The 19,005-nt window shown below is 46.9% G+C and carries 20 protein-coding genes and 1 riboswitch; of the genes, 4 read left to right on the top strand and 16 right to left on the bottom strand.

Annotation, left to right across the window (positions count from 1 at the left end; all coding sequences use genetic code 11):
* Positions 1–383: 383 nt before the first annotated feature.
* The 14 genes from ACETMN_RS02530 to serS form a co-directional block, all read right to left on the bottom strand.
* Entirely contained in the window at positions 384–800 is a 417-nt protein-coding gene (locus ACETMN_RS02530; protein ID WP_074093246.1) for a pyridoxamine 5'-phosphate oxidase family protein, read from the bottom strand.
* Positions 801–1,442: 642 nt separating this feature from the next.
* A complete protein-coding gene (locus tag ACETMN_RS02525) occupies positions 1,443–1,901 on the bottom strand; it encodes an NUDIX domain-containing protein (RefSeq protein ID WP_091018465.1) in 459 nt (152 codons plus the stop codon).
* Between the two features lie 86 nt (positions 1,902–1,987).
* The gene (locus ACETMN_RS02520) at positions 1,988–2,761 is read right to left on the bottom strand and encodes a 5-oxoprolinase subunit PxpA (protein ID WP_210110005.1); all 774 of its coding nucleotides are present in this window, start codon (positions 2,759–2,761) and stop codon (positions 1,988–1,990) included.
* On the bottom strand, positions 2,758–3,792 hold the full coding sequence (locus ACETMN_RS02515) for a biotin-dependent carboxyltransferase family protein (RefSeq protein WP_411735719.1): 1,035 nt from the start codon (positions 3,790–3,792) through the stop codon (positions 2,758–2,760). Before ACETMN_RS02515 ends, ACETMN_RS02520 begins: the two co-directional genes overlap by 4 nt.
* A complete protein-coding gene (pxpB, locus tag ACETMN_RS02510; RefSeq protein WP_411735718.1) occupies positions 3,789–4,505 on the bottom strand; it encodes a 5-oxoprolinase subunit PxpB in 717 nt (238 codons plus the stop codon). The genes ACETMN_RS02515 and pxpB overlap by 4 nt, the downstream gene beginning before the upstream one ends.
* Positions 4,506–4,543: 38 nt before the next feature.
* Positions 4,544–5,377: a DUF2785 domain-containing protein gene (locus ACETMN_RS02505; protein ID WP_091018457.1), complete on the bottom strand. Its 834-nt coding sequence runs from the start codon at positions 5,375–5,377 to the stop codon at positions 4,544–4,546.
* Between the two features lie 3 nt (positions 5,378–5,380).
* Entirely contained in the window at positions 5,381–5,971 is a 591-nt protein-coding gene (locus ACETMN_RS02500) for a histidine phosphatase family protein (RefSeq protein ID WP_091018455.1), read from the bottom strand.
* Positions 5,968–6,558 carry a DUF1572 family protein gene (locus tag ACETMN_RS02495; protein WP_091018452.1) on the bottom strand — a complete coding sequence of 197 codons (591 nt, stop codon included), beginning with the start codon at positions 6,556–6,558 and terminating at the stop codon, positions 5,968–5,970. Before ACETMN_RS02495 ends, ACETMN_RS02500 begins: the two co-directional genes overlap by 4 nt.
* 69 nt (positions 6,559–6,627) lie before the next feature.
* A complete protein-coding gene (locus tag ACETMN_RS02490; RefSeq protein ID WP_091018450.1) occupies positions 6,628–6,957 on the bottom strand; it encodes a DUF952 domain-containing protein in 330 nt (109 codons plus the stop codon).
* A gap of 51 nt (positions 6,958–7,008) precedes the next feature.
* The gene (locus ACETMN_RS02485; protein WP_411735717.1) at positions 7,009–7,566 is read right to left on the bottom strand and encodes a GNAT family N-acetyltransferase; all 558 of its coding nucleotides are present in this window, start codon (positions 7,564–7,566) and stop codon (positions 7,009–7,011) included.
* A gap of 28 nt (positions 7,567–7,594) precedes the next feature.
* Positions 7,595–8,002, bottom strand: coding sequence for a DUF2809 domain-containing protein (locus ACETMN_RS02480; RefSeq protein WP_105601520.1), 408 nt, complete (start codon positions 8,000–8,002; stop codon positions 7,595–7,597).
* Between the two features lie 4 nt (positions 8,003–8,006).
* Positions 8,007–8,558, bottom strand: coding sequence for a GrpB family protein (locus tag ACETMN_RS02475; RefSeq protein WP_411735716.1), 552 nt, complete (start codon positions 8,556–8,558; stop codon positions 8,007–8,009).
* A 392-nt stretch (positions 8,559–8,950) separates the two neighbouring features.
* Positions 8,951–10,057, bottom strand: a complete 1,107-nt coding sequence (locus tag ACETMN_RS02470; RefSeq protein ID WP_091018446.1) for an Ig-like domain-containing protein — start codon at positions 10,055–10,057, stop codon at positions 8,951–8,953.
* 451 nt (positions 10,058–10,508) lie between these two features.
* A complete protein-coding gene (gene serS, locus ACETMN_RS02465; protein ID WP_192135578.1) occupies positions 10,509–11,807 on the bottom strand; it encodes a serine--tRNA ligase in 1,299 nt (432 codons plus the stop codon).
* A gap of 387 nt (positions 11,808–12,194) precedes the next feature.
* Here serS and ACETMN_RS02460 point away from each other — a divergent pair, with 387 nt between their 5' ends.
* On the top strand, positions 12,195–13,430 hold the full coding sequence (locus ACETMN_RS02460) for an MFS transporter (RefSeq protein WP_192135580.1): 1,236 nt from the start codon (positions 12,195–12,197) through the stop codon (positions 13,428–13,430).
* A 425-nt stretch (positions 13,431–13,855) separates the two neighbouring features.
* Here ACETMN_RS02460 and ACETMN_RS02455 read toward each other — a convergent pair whose 3' ends face one another.
* Both ACETMN_RS02455 and ACETMN_RS02450 read right to left on the bottom strand, forming a co-directional pair.
* Positions 13,856–14,365, bottom strand: coding sequence for a hypothetical protein (locus ACETMN_RS02455; protein WP_411735715.1), 510 nt, complete (start codon positions 14,363–14,365; stop codon positions 13,856–13,858).
* Positions 14,366–14,535: 170 nt separating this feature from the next.
* Complete coding sequence (locus tag ACETMN_RS02450) at positions 14,536–15,936, bottom strand: phospholipase D-like domain-containing protein (protein ID WP_411735714.1); 1,401 nt, start codon at positions 15,934–15,936, stop codon at positions 14,536–14,538.
* Positions 15,937–16,370: 434 nt separating this feature from the next.
* Positions 16,371–16,483, top strand: a riboswitch (TPP riboswitch).
* A 207-nt stretch (positions 16,484–16,690) separates the two neighbouring features.
* Here ACETMN_RS02450 and ACETMN_RS02445 point away from each other — a divergent pair.
* The 3 genes from ACETMN_RS02445 (at position 16,691) to ACETMN_RS02435 (ending at position 19,004) form a co-directional block, all read left to right on the top strand.
* A complete protein-coding gene (locus ACETMN_RS02445; RefSeq protein ID WP_411735713.1) occupies positions 16,691–17,731 on the top strand; it encodes an ABC transporter substrate-binding protein in 1,041 nt (346 codons plus the stop codon).
* A 224-nt stretch (positions 17,732–17,955) separates the two neighbouring features.
* Positions 17,956–18,246, top strand: coding sequence for an MTH1187 family thiamine-binding protein (locus tag ACETMN_RS02440; protein WP_411735712.1), 291 nt, complete (start codon positions 17,956–17,958; stop codon positions 18,244–18,246).
* On the top strand, positions 18,246–19,004 hold the full coding sequence (locus tag ACETMN_RS02435) for an ABC transporter permease (protein WP_411735711.1): 759 nt from the start codon (positions 18,246–18,248) through the stop codon (positions 19,002–19,004). Before ACETMN_RS02440 ends, ACETMN_RS02435 begins: the two co-directional genes overlap by 1 nt.
* Position 19,005: the final 1 nt, after the last annotated feature.

The raw sequence follows: 19,005 nt of genomic DNA, 5'->3' as shown, positions 1-19,005 counted from the left end.
CGCTCTGATGACATGCATCGGAATTTCAGGTAAGTTTATCTCACATGAACATCTATTTATGTCTGTGCTTGTCGTTTACATTCCAAATCATAACGCAATGTTCAGCCATTGAAAAGCATTATTTTTTACATTAACCGCACATACCTAGGCAAGTTTACATTATCATGCGTGATTTCGACATTTTTTTCAACATTTTAGTAGGTATATCGTACTTATTATCTTTAAAATACGTATATTACATGTGTCTTACATGTATAACCAATTCAGCTTTATTCATCCATACCAAAAACCGTGAAACCTTCATGGCTTTCACGGTTGGATTAAACTCTGCGCATATTTTCGCATAAGGACGCTACTTTGCAGAGGTTATGTTCATATTTGGATTATTGTTCCCACACATGATGTTCATGATCTTTCCCTGTATATTCAATACGAGTCGGGGTGATGTCCAGAATGACATAGTTTGGATCATTAGGTCCATCGAACCACGCCTTCAGTTCGTCGTTCCACACTTGCTCACGCAAGCCTTCGTTCTTGGTCACTTCACAGGTTCCTTCGATCTCAACGACTTCCTTGGAACCACCAGCCTCGTAACCCAGTAGCAGGCTAACATTCGGATTATTCTCCAGTTCCTCTACTTTATGTGTACGGCGGTTCGTTGCCAGATGAATGTTCAGTCCATCGTTGAAAAGCGCCATATAGCGGGATTTTGGTTTACCATTCTCCACAGTGGAGAAGCTGCAAAAAGGGTTGTTTTCCAATGCTTTTACAATGTTTTGTTCCAATTCAGTCTGGTTCATGGGAAGTGCTCCTTTCGGTTTGGGGGATTATTAGGAGAACTCTTGTAGACGGCCGTTCCGGGTTCGGATCGTTCTTTGGATCGCTGTTATCACCCAACAATCTTGATATTGTTCTCATACACATTGGATTAAAGACTATTCACACTGGCACTACGATGACAGAACAACCTTCCAATCGCTGTTATCCCCAGATTTTCTGATTCCCTTCTCTCAAAGGGAAAAATCCGTTGATAAAGGCGAGCGCTTCGCTTTTTCAGGTTTCTTCTGTCCTCTCCGTTATCGTGTGAATGCTTAATTCCAAAGGATATATGAATAAAAATTCAAGATACATGCGAACGCTTCGCTTCCTCAGAATCGATTCCGTCCCCTCCACTACGTCTACCGTTCTCCCAATTAAGGTTGATTAATAAAAGTACAAAGAGAAGTGTAGTTGTTACTCTCTCTTTTGTTTAATGACAGTTCATTAATCGCTTATCACTAGAGCCAGCTTAATGCTGCTCTGTAATAAGCCTGTACTTATAGTGTACCCACCTCACCTATGGTGAATCCCTTGAACCTACACGCAAACGTGACAAAATCGGCAAATCGCTTTATAAAAGTGTTTACATAAAGGGGTTAGCGCAAAATTTCTTCATGGGTGATCTAATTTAAATCTCCAAGATATATTGATGAAGAATCCGATTTAAGCAGCAGCTCACCTATAGTTTTTGGATATAAACGAACCTGAGACAGCTCTTCCAGCGCAATCCATTCCACGGCGACTTGGTGGTCGTCTGGATTGGAGCCTTCAAAAACGGTTGCCTCCGGATCTATCAGGCTGCATGCAAAATAAAATTCAACCTGGTGGATGTCTGCATCCCACTCGGCGAATTCATGATTTTTACCGATATACTCCCGGATATGTAACAGCTCTCCCACGTTCACAGCCTGACCAATCTCCTCCAGACATTCGCGGGCGACCGCATCCTTGAGTTCTTCACCTTTCTCCTGTCCTCCACCTGGGAACACATAAGCGGTACCATATTGGTCTTCCAACCGGATGACCAGCAATCGTCCATCCTGCACAATGACAGCTTTCGCCGAGTTGCGTATGGGTTTCATCCTGTTCATTCACTCCTTGTCATTCCAAAATTCCAAAGTTCAATCCATTCAACCTGATAACACTGTTGTTCTACTGAACAGGCGTATCATCCCTTGGTATGCGGGGATAACTTAATGCCTTCCGATTCCAACACACGACGAATCTCTTGAGCAAATGCGAGAGCGTTCGCTCCGTCACCGTGGATACAGACCGTCTCTGCCTTAATGGGAACCAGCGTATCATCCGTGGATACAACCACGCCGTCTTTCACCATCTGAAGCACTTGAGCAATGGCTTGTCCCGATTCTTCAATGAGGGCTCCAGCTTGGCTACGAGGGGTTAGCTTCCCATCCGACCCATAGGTTCGATCCGCAAATACTTCACTTACACTGCGCAGACCAATGCGATCCGCAGCTTGAATCAGCTCACTGCCCGCCAGACCATACAGATACAGATCAGGCTGTACTTGATAGATCGCCTCCACAATGGCTTCAGCAAGCTTCGCATCTTCTGCGGCCATATTGTATAAAGCTCCATGCGGTTTCACGTGATGCATGTGCCCCCCACTTGCACGGACAAATGCATCCAATGCACCGATCTGATACACCACCATGTCATATGCTTCCCGTGGCGTAATGTCCATACGTCTTCTGCCAAACCCTTGCAAATCCGGCAACCCGGGGTGGGCTCCAATCGCAACCTGATGCTCCAATGCCCTCTCCACCGTCAGCCGCATTGTAGCCGGGTCTCCTGCATGAAACCCGCAGGCAATATTGGCTGATGTAATCAAGGGTAGAATGGCCTCATCGGATAGAGTGCGATATATACCATAACTTTCGCCCAGATCACAATTGATATCCAAGGTTTTCGAGGTATTCATGAAGCTCCCCCCATTTCTGCAATTCTTCTGCGTATCAGCTTATCTATGAGTTGCATATTGTTTTCCTGTTCCATATACAACTGTCCGGCTTGATCATGCGTAATCTTTTTAAAAGAAATTTGGGTTCCTGGCCTAGCCTGAGCCAGGATTGGCATATCCACCCGAGCTACCTGTGCAATGACAGGATAACCTCCAATCGTCTGATGATCTGCCATTAAGATGATGGGTTGACCATCAGGTGGCACCTGCACCGTGCCATAGGTAACGGCTTCAGACAGCCGATCCAGCGGTTGATTCAGCTCCAGTCTGGAGCCTTGCAAGCGATAGCCCATCCGATCGGATTGCGGAGAGATCACGTATTTTTCCGCATAAAATTGTCCCAGACTTGCCTCGCTGAACAGCGAACTATCTTTACTCTCCATCACACGAATAACAGGTTGCCCATAATAGTCAGGTCTTTCACGTTCAGATAAAAGCCACGCAGGCGCCAATATTCGGTGGTCCCGCTCACTCTCCTTTACCTGCTGCTCCATACGCTGCATCCATACTCGCGCTTCGACAGAAAGTTCACCATTGGATAATAGATCCCCTATGCGCAAGGCTCGCCCATCCATACCGCCAAGACCTGTCTTGAGGTCTGTACTTCGACTGCCCATCACTTCAGGCACAGTTATTCCACCCGCAATCGCCAGATATCCACGCAAACCATGACGACATTGACCAAACTTCAGTACACTTCCAGCCCGCACCAGCACAGGACGCCACAAAGGTACAGGCAGATGATCCACTGTTGCCGTCAGATCGGCTCCACATAATGAGACTAGCTGGCTCTCCTGAAATCGAAGCTCCGGCCCCGTCATCGTCATCTCCAGCACTGCCGCATGTCGGGAGTTGCCCACAAGCATATTGGCTGCTCTGGCTGCAAAGGTGTCCATGACCCCGCCAGGATGAATACCATATCGGCGATACCCGGTTCTGCCTTCATCCTGAACGGTAGATAACAGACCAGGGCGAATCACTTCGATACTCATCGTTCGCCCTCCTTCCGCTTCAACGCCAGATAGTCCTGCATCGTAATCTGTTCAAATCGAACCCGATCACCTGCTGCCAGCAAACTCGGTACGTTCTCTTCCGGCCGAAACAACCGGAGTGGCGTTCGTCCAATACATTGCCATCCTCCGGGTGTGTCTAGTGGATAAATTCCCGTCTGTTTGCCACCAATACCTACTGTGCCAGCCTCAACCCGAAGCCTTGGCGTTGCCCGTCTGGGCGTAGCAATCTGTTCAGACAACCCGCCGAGATACGGAAAACCCGGTGCGAATCCTATCATATGTACGAGATAATCCCCGGATGTATGAATCGCAATAACGTCCTCTGCGGTCAGTCCATGTTCACTGGCAACGTAGTCCAGATCAGGCCCCCACTCGCCACCATAACATACGGGAATCGTGACCGTTCTGGGTTTGTCTTGGACGGATTCCTTCATTTGAATCAACTGCTGAAGCAGAATGCGGCATAACTCGGGGTACGGGGAGATGAACGGATCATAAAATACTGTAACGGACGTATATGAAGGCACCCATTCGATCATGGCTGACAGAGTGCTCTTTTCCAGCAAAGCACATACAGACATCACTCTGCGCTGCACCGCGTCAGACAATTGATCCCCGCAATGGATGATAACTGCTGTCTCACCCAGCGGAGATAAAATCTCTTCCGTCCATGCATACGTCAATCCGGTCATGCGCCATCTCCCCCTTTATCCACACGTTTAGCGTATCGTTATTGATCTCTCTCCAGTGCCTGTAGTACCAGTGAACGAACCGCCGGAAACGGCTCGTCTTCTTCTGTCCGTATCGCAAGATACAGTGTCTGCAAAAACAGACGCACATTCAGGTTCCTATGACTGGTTTCCAGAAGTGATCTGTTCACCGCCTGATCTCCTTGATGAAGGGTATCGATCCATACCGTAATATCCTTTTGTTCCAACAGATTGCGACGAAGAATGGTCATTACGGCATGCACTATTCGCTGATCCTCATCATGGATGTAAACTACACTTGATTCGGTTATTTTCACAGTGAGTGCATGCAGAAGTTCCAACAGATCCGCCTGCTCCAGATAGGGCGACTGGACCAGATCTTCAACTGCGTCCGCCGCGTGTGCCGGGGCATGCGCCCAACCCTTATCGTCGACGTAGCCGCGAACATCCTTTTCACATACCAGATATGTAGTCAACCGATGGTGAATCCCTGCGATATCCTCTTTGTCCAAGAAAGGTCGCTGACGATCCACATTCAGAATGGGAGGCAGTAACAATACGGAGAATGTCCGCGTAAACACACTATCCGTTCCCTGCTCTCCAATCCCATAGAACAGGTGCTGATCGTCTAGCGCCAACTGCAACACATGCCTTAGCTGATCTTCCGAAAATACACCCTGTCCAATCCAGGTTGCAAACGTAACATAGATCAATTCATCCCGCAGGACAGGGTCAGTACTACCAATATGCTTCATCATATGCAGTGCCAATGCGTAAGGCTGTTCCTCGTGATCAATGGAATGATTAGACGACTGAATATGCTGTAATTTTTGTTTTAACGTCAGAGCATCCATCTATTAAGACTCCCTGGACGAATCCAAATGCACGCTGCAATTGTACAGTTCGCATTGCCACGCATCCTCATTCTTGGCGATCCGGGTAATGGATGTGTTGGACAGTTTCACGCTGATATCCAGTTCAGGCACCAGACCTCGCAGTGTATTCCGCAGGACGGCCCCGTGACTGACAACAATCACTCTTCCATCGGGGTGCTGCTGTACAATATCTTCAAGCACCGCACTGCCTCGAACAGTCCCTGCATCTGCAAGCTCACGTCCCAGATCCAGAGTACTCCAATCCGCTCCCCACTTGGCTAACCGTTCCTCTTCCGTCGTTCCTTCGACCTGTCCCCCACCCATCTCGCGAAGTCTAGGGTCCAGATGAATCTCCTGAATACCCAAGCGATCACCAATGATGCGAGCCGTCTCACTTGCACGTTCCAAGTCACTTGCATAGATGGCATCCCAGGATTCTTCGGCCAGTCTCGCAGCAAGTAAAACGGCCTGTTCCCTGCCATCCTGATCCAGCGGATTATCCGTCTGGCCCTGCGAACGTTTTTCCTTATTCCACGCTGTGCTTCCATGGCGAATCAATGCAATTTGAGTCATTGTTGTTCCTCACCTTTTTCGATATGAAGTTCATCTTCTGTAAAATGTTTGCGTGCCTTCGGCTTGGCAAATTTGCCCCCATTATATTGAGAAGACCCGTTTCTCGGAATGGAGAGACTGTCCCAAGCTGTTTCTTTAAGCATTTTCGCGGCAAATACAATCTGTCCGACATGATACGGATAATGCGCCAATTGCCGGATAATTGCCTCCATGACGGTGTGTCCTTCATTGCGAATGTATATGATATGAGACAATTGTTCCGGGTTAAACGAACGAATGGCTTCGAGTAGACAATTCCAGCCTTCTTCCCATTTAGCAAGCAACTCTTCCCGGGATGTAAGATCATTCACAAATTCAGCATCTCGCTCACGCCACGGTTTCTCACCATCTGTTGTCAGTACATCCGTCCAACGGGACAGCATATTGCCCCATAGATGTTTTACGATTACCGCAATGCTGTTCGCGTCTTCATTCCAGGATTGAAACAATTGCTCGGACTCCAGTTGTGCCATGGCTTTTTCCCCGAGCTGCTTGTAATACAGGAATTGTTTCTCCGCTGTCTCTAGAAAAACCTGATTCATATCCATCCGTTAACCACCCTTCGAAAAAGTATGTTGTCCCCTGATCATGTTCAAACAGAAGCGTCACATGTTATTTTATTCAGGAAATGAAAATGTGCCGTCTGCATTCGGTTCAAATGGAATGACTTTGCGAACCGCATCCAGATTGAGCTCTCCATAGATATGTGGATATAGTTCATTCAATTCGTAGAGATCCTCATACACCAGTTCCGGCTTCAACGCCTTCTCATCAATACTAAGTAATAACAGATCCGTGCGGCCTGAATAATATTGCCCGGCTACCCATGGGATCTGTTCCTTGGTGGAACAATGAATGAATCCGTCTGTCTCCAGGCTATCTGGTGCATACTCAGTCCCCTTTGACACTTGCTCCCACAACGAACGGGAAATAATACTATAGATCATGGTTCCGCCTCCTTCAATTTCTGCGATGTACCCTATGTGTCATTGGAAGTATTATAGATCATCCCGGATACGGGAGTACAATTTTTGATCCGTAAATACACCTTTGATCTTCAACTGTTTGCGTAGTAAACCTTCGTACGACATACCCAGCTTCTCCATTACGCGTGCAGAGCCTATGTTGCCTGCATTACATTTCCCTTCCATTCGATTGCAGTCCAGTTCCCGAAAGCAATAATTCACAATGGGCTGCATCGCTTCTGCTGCGAGACCTTTGCCCCATTGACTGCTGGCTATCGCGTACCCTAGTTCAGCACTCTGCATGGGTTCGTTGAGATCAAAAATGCCACCCCTCCCGATCAAGGTCCCTGTTTCCTTCAAAATAAAAGCCCAGATATGTACCGTTTTCCGTTCATAATTATCCAGTACCCGCTGAATATATTGAATTGAATCCTCCACCGTCTCATGGCAGTTCCATAAGCTTTGCTGACTCACTCGCGGATCAGAGGCAAATGCATAATATTCATCAAGATCATCCATTGTAAGCCGCCTCAGTTTTAACCGCTGTGTTTCGAATTCGGGCAATTCGGCAAAAAGTTTTTCTACATTCATTCAGCACACCTCCATGATTCAATTGAGTTCATGATCCAGCCATCTTATTTCTCAGGAAATAACGATCTATCACAACCATGCACAGAATACCGACCGTATATCGAATCAGATCGATCACTAGAAATCCATGTCCCAAAATAAGTGCACCTAATACGGTAGAGCGTATCTCAATCAGCCAAGGCGTCTGGATCAACTGCGAGAACTCAATCATCCAGCTGAATACACAGCTCAAACACATCGCCCATACCAAGCTGAGATGAGGCCACACCATGCGTACTCCGAAATAAATCATGCCCGCCCAACACGCATCTCCGAAATGTTCATGCACCCAATCCGGCAATCGTTTACCAAAGTGTCTGGATGCGATTCCTGCCGCCATGGTCATCATGACTGCGAAGAAATAGATCAGCCTTTCTCTGATAAGTACGCTTTTCAATCCATCACACGCCTTCATCAAGCACTTGTAAAATAAATTGCGTTTTGGCAGCGGTATACGATTCCCTATCTTCCTTGTTCTCATCAGCAAGCTTCGTCTTCAGGACGGCGTAAGCTTCCACCAGATCTGGGCGTTTTCTCAGCACATCCCGAAACCGAATTTGACGATCCCAGCGTTCTTCTCCCGGGCGCATCAGATGAAGGTGTACAGCTCTCTTGCCATCCTTAACCCTGACCCAGAATCGTCTGTACTCCCGCCCATCCAGTTCAGGCGGAACGTAGTTCCAGCCCAACGGATTCAGCTGATCCACAATCAGATCCATGTCGTCCCATGATTGTACCTCTGCCATCAGATCAATAATGGGCTTGGCGGGTAACCCTGGAATGGACGTGCTTCCGATATGTTCGAATTGATGGATATTAAACTGCTGTAGAAGGTGTTTAAGTTGTCCGATTTCTTCCTGAGCCTGCGCATCCCAATTGGGGTTGGCCGGAGCAATCTCTACCGCCTCTGTCGCCCAGGCAGGCCAGTTTTCCGGTTGCAAGGGATCTGTCATTAACATGCTCCCTCCTCTTGACCATGACAATTTAAATGATAACCTTCTCTGTATTTTTCATAGGTGCGTTGCTTCATGCACTCAATCGTAGTATTCCGTTGAAATGTTAGTATGGAACTTAGGGATAAAAGAAGATATTTCAGGTAAGCCAGATCACTAGAATTAGAATCTGAGCTTATAATCGAAGCTTTCATAATTCATCCCATCCAATCCTGTTATATTGTTGTTCTAGCAGAGGTCATCCCAGATACATATTTCTATATATCCAAAAAAGGAGCGTATGTCTACGCCCCTGATTGTCTGATACCCTTAATCACATTGATGATATTTAACGTGATGATGTACTGAATTTATGTTTTGATTTATGCAAAGCGCTTCATTAATATGAAGATTTATTTTACCGTAACAGGGATCGTCACTTTTTTATTGCCCCACTTGGCCGTGATAGACGTTTTACCTTTGCCTACAGCCACGATCTTGCCATTTGTTACTGTCGCTACGCCCGGCTTTGTGCTGCTCCACACCGCACTGTTGGTCACAACAGTGGTCTTGCCCGTATCATACTGTGCCATCACACTCAGTGTTGTGCTTCCCTGTGGGGACAAAACCAGTTTTTTCTGGCCTGTAATCAGCTTTTTGAGCAAAGGTACAACGGTAACCTCTGCCTTTATTGTCTGATTTTGATAAGTTCCTGTCAAGGTTGCTTGTCCCTCGGTCAGCGTCTTAACGGTTCCATTTTTCACGACAGCTACATTTGTATTGGAAGAAGTCCATACGATTTGTTTCGATAGGTTGATCGTTTTGCCATTCGCGTAGGTGCCGATAACCTTCAACGCTTTGGACTTCTTGATGTTCAGCTGCATTGTGGCAGGAGTGACCTCAACTTTAGTAATCTCATCCGTCACAGCAACAGGGACTTTCACGATCGTTGTTCCATATTTGCCTTGCAGCAATACTCTGCCGGGTGTAACCCCTTTGATTTTACCGTTTTCCAGCACAGCCGAAGAAGTGGATACGGACCACACAATCTCAGACGTCACATCCTCTTCCTTACCATTCGCACGGGTGATGCTTACTTTCGGAAGGGTGCTTTCACTGCCTTTAACAAAACTGTAGGATTTCGGTGAAGCTTTGATGCTTTTGATCTTCTCCTGCACTTGGACAACCAACTGGGCTTTTGCCCCATCTACCTCTGCAAAAATCGTTGCTTCGCCCGCGGCAACAGCCTTGACTTTGCCTTTCACCATCGTCGCGACTGCTGCATTACTGGTGGACCAAGTTACACCTTCGGTAACATCCTGCTTGTTATCAAAACCTTCTACCGTTGCCATCACCTGAAGCGCAGCTGTTTCGGAAACACTCATCTTCTGCGGGCTGTTATTGGTTATTTCAATCGATTTCACGTCACCAGTAGCCGCCAAGGCCAACGAAGGGACCAGTACGGTTAATGCCATAATTAGAGCAAGTGTGCCTCGAAGCGCCAATTTGATTCTACTCATTTCTATCTCCATCTCCCATAATCCAATATTTTACTTCTATTATATTATATCGGATACGAATTGCATAAAGTTGAATAACATAAGTGAGAGTCTTGGAACAATTCATGAATTTCATTGTATAATATGGGAAGGTCGCGTAATACTGCAGCCCGCAATCGTTTCAAAAAAGCCCTTGAATCTGGACAAATTGAAATCATTAACGAGCGTGAATGGAAGCTGCGTTAACATTTAAAAAATAATTTTATTTACTTACATAAACGAAGAAATTTGTGAACAAAAAAGTAAGCTATACCTTAGGTCCGAGAACTAACCAGATTAGTAAATTTGGCACAAAGTATTAGGGGATTGGTTAATTAAATAGCGTTATCATAAAAAAGGGGATGTCCACCGTCATTTTACAAGACGTATGGAACATCCCCTCTTCTACTGCCTAAAGCGTTATATAACCTCTCTACTTCACTTCATCCTGCTCTGGTAAAATCAAGCTCTCCGCGCCGCCCATATAGGGCCGCAGGGCTACCGGAATCCGAATGCTTCCATCCTCCTGCTGATGATTCTCAAGCAAAGGAATCAGGATACGCGGCGATGCCACAGCCGTATTATTCAGCGTGTGACAATAGGCCAACTTGCCTTCGGCATCCAGGCAACGAATGTTCGAACGGCGAGCCTGAAAATCATGCAGATTCGACGACGAATGCGTTTCTCCATATGCATCGCGGCTTGGCATCCAAGTCTCGATATCATACTGTTTGTACGTTTTCTGCGACATATCTCCGGTACATACAGCGACAACACGATACGGCAGTTCCAGTAATTGCAGCAATTCCTCAGCGTGTCCCGTAATCTCTTGCAACATACGCTCCGATTCTTCCGCATCAGGGGCACAGAGAATGACCTGCTCGACTTTGGCAAACTGATGCACACGGTACAATCCGCGTACATCACGTCCGCCGGAGCCAACCTCACTACGGAAACACGTCGATACCGCGGCCAGCTTCACCGGCTCCTTCACATCGACTATCTCATCCGCATAATACGAGACCAGCGGCACTTCAGAAGTCCCCACCAGCCACTTGTTCTCCCCTTCGAGTTCATAGACCTGATCTCGACCAGTTGGGAAGAATCCAGTGTTCACCAGTGCGTCCTCCCTGACCATCAGCGGTACCTCCATCGGTGTAAACCCGTGCTTCAGCAGCAGATCCAGCGCAAGTTGCTGTACTGCCCGATGCAATAACAGGCCAGCGCCTTTTAATACATAGCTTCGCGTACCACCAATCTTAACGCCACGGGGAATATCGATCAGATCATGCAACTCCCCAAGTTCCACGTGATCTTTGTTGTTATACTCGAACGTTGGCACCTCTCCCACACGTCGCAGCTCCACATTATCCGCATCCGACGTGCCTTTCGGGGTATCCGGGGATACGATATTGGGTACCAGCCACTGCAGCCTGGTTACTTCCTCCTGTACAGGGGCGAGCTTCGCTTCCACCTGTTCCAACTGTTCATTGATCTGTTTCACCTGCGCCCGCAAACCATCGGCCTCTTCCCGATTACCGGCTTGCATGAGTCCGCCAATGTCTGCGGATAACGTATTGCGTAATCTACGCCCTTCTTCCGATTCCTGTAAAAGTGCTCTGCGTTCCTCGTCCAGCTTCAGCAATGTGCGAATGTTAATCTTGATTTTTTTCCCGTCTGCTGCTGCCTGAACCTCATCAGCATGTGCACGAATCCACTTCATTTCCAACATGGTCACCGTCTCCTTTGGCTGTAAAAATACAAAGAGCGCCCTCATCCCTTGGGACGAGGAGCGCTCTGCTCGCGGTGCCACCCAACTTGCTGAATCAGGATATCCTGTTTCCAGCCTCTTGGTCCGCGATAACGGGCGGTTCCGGTTAACTTGGGGAAATATCGCTCCCCTGGCGAAAACGCCTCCGAGTTGGATGCTCTTCAACGGCATGGTCCGATCTGTAATTGTTGTGTCTCAGTATATACGAACGCCGGACCAAATTGCAACCTTTTGTATCGATCAGAATTCATGGCACAACTTAACATGTCCTGTTATGATAGACTTTGTCTTCAAGATTGCGCTTTAATGTGATCCTCAATTTATGTATATATGTAGAAGGAGTTCTTTATGAAAAAATTACTTTGGATCGGGTGTCTCTCCTACTTCCTGATTGGACTTGCCCACGTTGTGCTCGGTTCCATTCTGCCCGTTGCACTTGAACATTACGGCAAAGATTATAGCCAGGGCGGGACATTGATCTTTGCTCAATTTGCCGGATTCCTGGGCGGTGTATTGTTATCTCCATGGCTGAACCGACGCTTCGGTAAAAGGGGAGGCTTGTTAATCGCCACAGCGTTGCTCTGTATTGCAGAATTATCCTACATGCTGCTGCCACCATGGGGCTGGATGTTCGTCATCGCACCCGCTGCCGGCTTTGGTTTCGGAATGGTTGAGGCTGTCATTGGCACCATTATCATCGCTGCAATCAAAGATAATACCGCCGTTGCCATGAGCCGACTGGAAGTATTATTCGGGATCGGGGCCATGGTCATGCCGCTCATGGCCAGCGCACTGATTGCTGCCGGATACTGGCGTCTGTCCTTCCTCGTTGTTGCAATATGCGCAGCGCTGACCTTTGTTTTCTGGGCGAAAGGATCATTTGGAGAGCTGGACAAGGTTCTGGATCAACGGGGGTCAAATCCTGCTTCGGTACATACGAACACTGCCGGAACATTAGGTGAGATACACCCCGCATCTGCAAGTATACCCGGTTCAGCCTATCGCGGACGCAACCTGACTCTTCTGGTTCTATTTGTCTTGTTCTTCTTCCTTTATGTTGGCACCGAGATGAGCCTTGCGAATTTCATGCCAGCGATTCTGATTGAGAAAATGAACATGAAGGAAGCCGGAGCAGCACTTAGTGTCACCTGTTTCTGGATTGCCATGTCCGTGGGACGACTCTTCGCCGGGTATATCGCAGAGAAATTCCAATACCGCGTCTATGTTCTGTACAGCTGTCTTGCATCTGTCCTTTTGTTAATGGTATTTCCATTTACAAACCAAATCTGGTCTGCATTTCTCATCATCTTGCTGCTTGGACTTGCGATGTCAGGGATATTCTCCATTGCTCTTGTCTTCGCCAGTAAACTGCTGCCTGGAACCGAAGAATCCACTCCCAGCATTTTGATTGCCTCAGGTGGGGTTGGCGGTGCCATTCTTCCTTTGACCACGGGATGGAGCCTTGATCATCTGGCGGTTAATCAATCTGCATGGATGCTTGCCATCTTTGCGGTTGGCCTGCTTGTCATTAGTGTAATCACGTATCAATGGCAGAACAAACATGTGGTCGATACAGCGACTTAACAGTTATGGGTCCGCCCTTAGCCTGAGAGTAGAATTACCAATTATAGGGATTGAGATGTCCACCTCCATGACTTTGGCGGTGGACATTTTGTTTTAGCGTTACTCTGTTCTAACGAACCTAGCACACGCTATCCCCCTCCATTTCTGCATATTTGAAATCTAACGAATCCTAGAGACGTTATTATAGATAATTAGCTTCAATTAAATGCCTCGTTGGAGGTTTTTTGCATAATAACACCGCTGAGATTCGTTAGGTCTTCATTCCCTTAGAAACTGGCCGAATAAGATGTTCTCGATTCGTTAGCCTGTAACCATGGTGGCGAGTGCCCTATCTCTGCCTCTCTGATCACCTTTCATTAAAGGTGAGAATACGATCTATTCATTTGCGCACAAGATTGCCCAGGAAATACTTATGGCAAACCGAATCACACACCTTTGTTAACGACAGGCATTACGGGCCCGTTAACCTTGATGCATTTACCAAATACATATCGCACGAGTGGTCCCAGAACGATCAACTGATATGGAAGCGCCAGGCTGAAGTTACGAGCGATTGTATGGAGATACGTACGGAGTACGGATGACCCACTTAATTGATCAGCGAGATATGCCGAGATCATTCCATACATGGACATGATCAGAACCATGCCAATCACCATAAAAAATGACATAGCAAGCACACCCAAAATCTTGTTGGACTTGTCAAAGGGCAAGGAAAAAGCAATCTTTCTCGCTACAGGCCCGACAATGAATGACTCCACCAGAAACGCGATGACAAAACATAATATGAATTGAAGCAGTATTTCAAGCGGGGACATCTTGCCGAGTAGCCCACTGTGCCATAGATTGAAGAACATCATGACCAAGACCATCCCTGTACACATCATTAATCCGAAAATAATTTGTTCCTTCTTGCTTGTTGGCAATTCTCTCATCCTCTCTGTTTACCTTCGTAATTATAGAGATGAGTAAACCCTCCACATAAGTGAACATTCCGTGAACAAATCTGATTTTCTTCCCGTGTGATGAATTGCAGGTTGACGCGAGAAACGCAAGTTTCGATGAAGCGGAGAAAAATTCAACCTCAAGAGAATGCAGTTTTTATCTACAACATAAATTTCCAGAGAAAAGACAGTTTGGATAACGCTGTGATTGCTATTCGTTTGAAAACAGAGCCTTTCTGATTCGTAGATTCTGCTGGATGCTCACCTTTAACCGCAAGTGTACTATGTGCACGTTTGATATCCATAGCCTCTGTTAGTTGGTTGGCGAATGCAGAACCGGAAATGACCACAGCAGATTCAGTATTGAGGAAGGCAGATCTGGGATCAAGATTATACGAACCAACCATGCTGAGGTAATCATCCATGACAAATGATTTGCCGTGTATGGAATAAGGGCCTTGGTATTCATAAATAGCCAGACTGGTATCAAGTAACCGCTCTTTAGAGCTTAAGTATCCCGCGAAAGCCAAAGGGTTAGGGGTCTGCTGGATTGAATTGGTTAGCATGACCCATTCTGTTTCTGGATTCATCGACAGATGTACTGCTTTCATCATTTTCTTGGTGGGAATGGCATATGGCGTCTGAAGGTACACTTTCGACTTTGCTTGATTGGCGAAATGAACAAATGCTCTCCACATGATCGGTTCTTTATACAGCCTTTGGATTGGATTGTGAATGAAAGCGACGTGGTCGGAATGAAGAGTTCCTTGAGCCCATTCCTTCGGCAACACTTTAACAAAAGGATCGCTCTGAGCGCGGGCCTTTTTATATAACTCAGCCAGCTGAGCCAGCTCTTTTAATCCTTTTGCATGATGCTGACGTTTTGCATGTTTTTCTGGTTTGGTGAATGGATGGTTCCATAACTGATCTATATATTGTTTCATTTCAACAACCGTGCTGTTCGTATTATCGTTTGGATTGTAAACAAGGACATCCCGATCGAATACATAGTCTTTTGGGGGTTGCGATGCCATGTATTTATCACCAATATTTTGGCCGCCAATAATGCCATATGTGTTGTCGACAAGAAGGATCTTGTCATGCATACGGTTATGCCATGTCCATGGCATAAATAGGTGAAGTGGTTCATAATATCTTAATTCCACATTGGGGTGAGCTGCAATGGCATCTGGAATATCACGCAACTCTCCGCGCATGCTGTGAAAAATCCCGTCTAAAATGATTCGAACATGAACACCCCGATCAGCTGCATCGAATAACGCAGCAAAAAAGAGTTGAGATGTTTTTCCTTTTTGGATGGAGTAATACGCCAGGTCGATGCTTGTTTTCGCCTCTCGAATGGTCTGGATTCTCACCTGACCCGATTGAAAGCCGTCCTCCAGGAGCATTACGCGATCTGTTGTACTTCCTTCTGTTAACGCTTTTTGCATATCCGTATTTTCAATAGTCGATGGAGACGGAACCAAAAATAAAAGGTAAGCCGTGAAAAAAACGTAGACACTATAGGACAAAATAATTGCAATTATGGTTTTAAGGATCATTCAGCACTCCCCCATTTGTATGTAAAAGTATTTATTTGTATAGCAGTACTATCTCCTTTTGTATCTAAATTATGTTGTTTAAATTACTCAAGCTGCACCGCTCAAGGTCAAACGAGCAAAAGCTGATCACTGAAATAGGGAAAGCAGCCCTTATGCGACGAGATATCAAACATCGGATTTGATCTAAGTATTTGTTGGGAGCCCTCCAGATCTTCAGCACTTAGGCTATGACCCACTATCCGGTGCTTCTACACTCAGCCAGATTTCCTTATATGATTCGCAACGATAATTATTGAAAATAACACATCTAAACAGGCTGATATACATCTGTATAAAGGCCTGTTTGATAAGTTCATATCTGTCCCCATCCAGTTCCTGACTGGACACGTTCCACCCGCTGGCCTATAATTACACCTAGTAATGCCCGTAACTTCATAGTTTCCCAGGGGAGTCGGAATTGGCCGGCTGAGAGTGTATCCCACCAAGATACTAACCCTTAGACCTGATCTGGATCATGCCAGCGTAGGAATCGGAGTATATCGAAATGGCACAGCCCTCTGGCTGAACGCCACCTCTCTAACGCCTGCACGCGTCCCGGATTACGGGACGCTTTTTTTGTTTTATTTATCGAAACAAAAATAAGTCATCCAGATCCAACTGGTATAAATCTGTCGATTTATGCAAGATGATTGGATATGAAGCCAAGGAGTACCCCGTGCCAATCGGCCGGACATACCGAAGGAGAGAATCACAGATGAAATGGCGTAAAACAATGGGACTGTTGCTCTTATGTGTACTACTGGTGACCGTGGCCGCATGTGGCGGTAAAGAAGCTGCCCCAGCTGGTCAGAACGGCAACACAAATACGGAAAGCAGCAACAAAGGTGACACTGCCGCCCTGAAAGATATTAAAGTGGTGCTCGACTGGACACCAAATACGAATCATACCGGCCTGTATGCGGCTGTGGGTCAAGGTTTTTACAAGGCTGAGGGCTTGAATGTAGAGATTGTACAACCAGGTGCCGGTGGCGCAGATACAATGGTTGCCTCGAATGAAGTGCCTTTTGGCGTAAGTTATCAGGAAAGTGTAACTCAAGCCCGTACACAAGGTGTTCCACTCGTCTCCATCGCAGCAGTTATTCAGCATAATACATCCGGGTTCGCTGCTCCGGCGGATCGGAATATCAAATCACCGAAAGATTTTGAAGGGAAAACCTATGGCGGTTGGGGTTCGCCTGTGGAAGAAGCCGTGATGCAATCCATTATGGAAAGCGACGGAGCCGATGTATCCAAAGTAAAAAACATTAACATGGGTGACGCTGACTTTTTCACCGCAGTAAAACGGGACATTGATTTCGCGTGGATTTTCTACGCCTGGACGGGGATTGAAGCTGAACTGCGCGGAGAACCGATCGACATGTTATATGTGAAGGATTATTCAGATGCACTGGATTACTACACGCCTGTTCTCGTAACGAACGAGCAGACGATTCAGAACGACCCTGAGTTGGTGAAAGCATTCCTGAAAGCCACTTCAGAAGGATATCAATACGCAATTGATCATCCCGAAGACGCAGCGAATATTCTGATCAAGGCCGTCCCGGATCTGGATAAAGACCTGGTACTGGCAAGCCAGAAATGGCTGAGTCCAAAGTACACGGATGACGCCCCGCGCTGGGGAGAACAGAAACAGGAAGTGTGGCAGAACTACACCGACTGGATGTTTAGCAAAAAACTGCTGGATGAACAGGTCGACGTGAGCAAAGCATATACGAACGCGTTTTTACCCCAATAAAATATCTCATATAAAACGAACTTAATATTTACACGAGGACGGAGAGGACAGAAATAACGTGAAAAAGCGAAGCGGTCGCCTTTATCACCGGATTTTCCCTTTAGAGAAAGGGAATCAAAAAAATCTGGGGATAACAGCGATTGGAAGGTTATTCTGTCATCGAAGTGGCAAGTGTAACCGTCATTAGTTCATTTTATATATCACGAAAGGAGCCGTGATCTCACATGGCAAGCACACTACTTAGCATTCAGGTTATTCCAAAAACGCCAAATGGCGAGAACCCTTATCCTTATGTAGATCGCGCCATTGAAGTTATTCAGCAATCTGGCCTGAAATATCAGGTGAACCCGCTCGACACCACGATGGAGGGGGAACTGGAGGAACTGCTGGAGGTTGTCCGCAAAATGCACGAAGTACTCGTCGAGGCTGGCAGCCCAAGCATCATCTCCCAGATCAAAATCGCCCATAGCCCTACTGGCTTCAGCATGGATACCCTGACGGAGAAGTACCGCTAATGAATGCCTATTTCAAAAGTGTATGGCCGCCCTTCGTGGCGGTTATTCTCTTTATAGCGATATGGCAGGGAGCTGTCTCCCTGTTCCATATCGAGAAATGGATGCTGCCCGCACCGTCCGATATCGCCCGCGAAGCAACAACCCAGGCCGAGCGACTGGGCATGCATGCCTCCGCAACCATTCAGTTAACCCTGATCGGATTCGCGGCCGGCACAGCGGTTGGATTACTGATTGCAATGGTGCTGCATTTAGTTCCTTTTCTCAAGTCAGCCCTGTATCCTTTACTTATTCTTAGTCAAAATATCCCGACCATCGCGCTCGCGCCGCTCCTGTTAATCTGGTTCGGGTTCGGCTTGTTGCCTAAGCTGATTACCATCATATTAGTCTGCTTTTTCCCCGTTGCGGTGGCGGCTATGGACGGCTTGACCCGTACTGACGCGGCCATGATGAACTATATGCGCATGGCTGGTGCGAAACGTCACCATATCTTCTGGAAGCTGGAGCTTCCCCATGCGCTGCCAGCCGTGTTCTCCGGTGTCAAAATCGCTGCTACCTATAGCGTGATGGGTGCCATTATCGCCGAATGGATCGGTGCAGACAAGGGTATTGGTTATTATATGATGCTGCAAAAGTCTGCTTATCGTACGGACCGCCTATTCGTGGCGATCATGATTATTGTCGCGCTCAGCTTGCTGCTCTTCCTGTTCATTGCCCTTCTGGAGAAGCTGCTCGTGCGCTGGCGGCCACAGAAGCGGTAGT

The organism is Paenibacillus sp. M2 (genome assembly GCF_046713495.1).
GTDB classification, from domain to species: domain Bacteria; phylum Bacillota; class Bacilli; order Paenibacillales; family Paenibacillaceae; genus Paenibacillus; species Paenibacillus amylolyticus_B.
The sequence above is the reverse complement of the archived record's forward strand: the minus strand, read 5'-3'. Positions and strand labels throughout refer to the sequence as shown.

What these genes read in the sequence shown, in the direction of transcription:
- ACETMN_RS02495 (WP_091018452.1), bottom strand. Translation starts at nt 6,558, where the DNA reads ATGGATATGAATCAGGTTTTTCTAGAGACAGCGGAGAAACAATTCCTG.
- ACETMN_RS02475 (WP_411735716.1), bottom strand. Translation starts at nt 8,558, where the DNA reads ATGACAGATCCCTTGCAACCGGAAAACTGGCCTGCCTGGGCGACAGAG.
- ACETMN_RS02490 (WP_091018450.1), bottom strand. Translation starts at nt 6,957, where the DNA reads ATGATCTATAGTATTATTTCCCGTTCGTTGTGGGAGCAAGTGTCAAAG.
- ACETMN_RS02470 (WP_091018446.1), bottom strand. Translation starts at nt 10,057, where the DNA reads ATGAGTAGAATCAAATTGGCGCTTCGAGGCACACTTGCTCTAATTATG.
- ACETMN_RS02505 (WP_091018457.1), bottom strand. Translation starts at nt 5,377, where the DNA reads ATGGATGCTCTGACGTTAAAACAAAAATTACAGCATATTCAGTCGTCT.
- ACETMN_RS02515 (WP_411735719.1), bottom strand. Translation starts at nt 3,792, where the DNA reads ATGAGTATCGAAGTGATTCGCCCTGGTCTGTTATCTACCGTTCAGGAT.
- serS (WP_192135578.1), bottom strand. Translation starts at nt 11,807, where the DNA reads ATGTTGGAAATGAAGTGGATTCGTGCACATGCTGATGAGGTTCAGGCA.
- ACETMN_RS02445 (WP_411735713.1), top strand. Translation starts at nt 16,691, where the DNA reads ATGAAATGGCGTAAAACAATGGGACTGTTGCTCTTATGTGTACTACTG.
- ACETMN_RS02435 (WP_411735711.1), top strand. Translation starts at nt 18,246, where the DNA reads ATGAATGCCTATTTCAAAAGTGTATGGCCGCCCTTCGTGGCGGTTATT.
- ACETMN_RS02525 (WP_091018465.1), bottom strand. Translation starts at nt 1,901, where the DNA reads ATGAAACCCATACGCAACTCGGCGAAAGCTGTCATTGTGCAGGATGGA.
- ACETMN_RS02530 (WP_074093246.1), bottom strand. Translation starts at nt 800, where the DNA reads ATGAACCAGACTGAATTGGAACAAAACATTGTAAAAGCATTGGAAAAC.
- ACETMN_RS02440 (WP_411735712.1), top strand. Translation starts at nt 17,956, where the DNA reads ATGGCAAGCACACTACTTAGCATTCAGGTTATTCCAAAAACGCCAAAT.
- ACETMN_RS02455 (WP_411735715.1), bottom strand. Translation starts at nt 14,365, where the DNA reads ATGAGAGAATTGCCAACAAGCAAGAAGGAACAAATTATTTTCGGATTA.
- ACETMN_RS02500 (WP_091018455.1), bottom strand. Translation starts at nt 5,971, where the DNA reads ATGACTCAAATTGCATTGATTCGCCATGGAAGCACAGCGTGGAATAAG.
- ACETMN_RS02450 (WP_411735714.1), bottom strand. Translation starts at nt 15,936, where the DNA reads ATGATCCTTAAAACCATAATTGCAATTATTTTGTCCTATAGTGTCTAC.
- ACETMN_RS02520 (WP_210110005.1), bottom strand. Translation starts at nt 2,761, where the DNA reads ATGAATACCTCGAAAACCTTGGATATCAATTGTGATCTGGGCGAAAGT.
- ACETMN_RS02485 (WP_411735717.1), bottom strand. Translation starts at nt 7,566, where the DNA reads ATGAATGTAGAAAAACTTTTTGCCGAATTGCCCGAATTCGAAACACAG.
- pxpB (WP_411735718.1), bottom strand. Translation starts at nt 4,505, where the DNA reads ATGACCGGATTGACGTATGCATGGACGGAAGAGATTTTATCTCCGCTG.
- ACETMN_RS02460 (WP_192135580.1), top strand. Translation starts at nt 12,195, where the DNA reads ATGAAAAAATTACTTTGGATCGGGTGTCTCTCCTACTTCCTGATTGGA.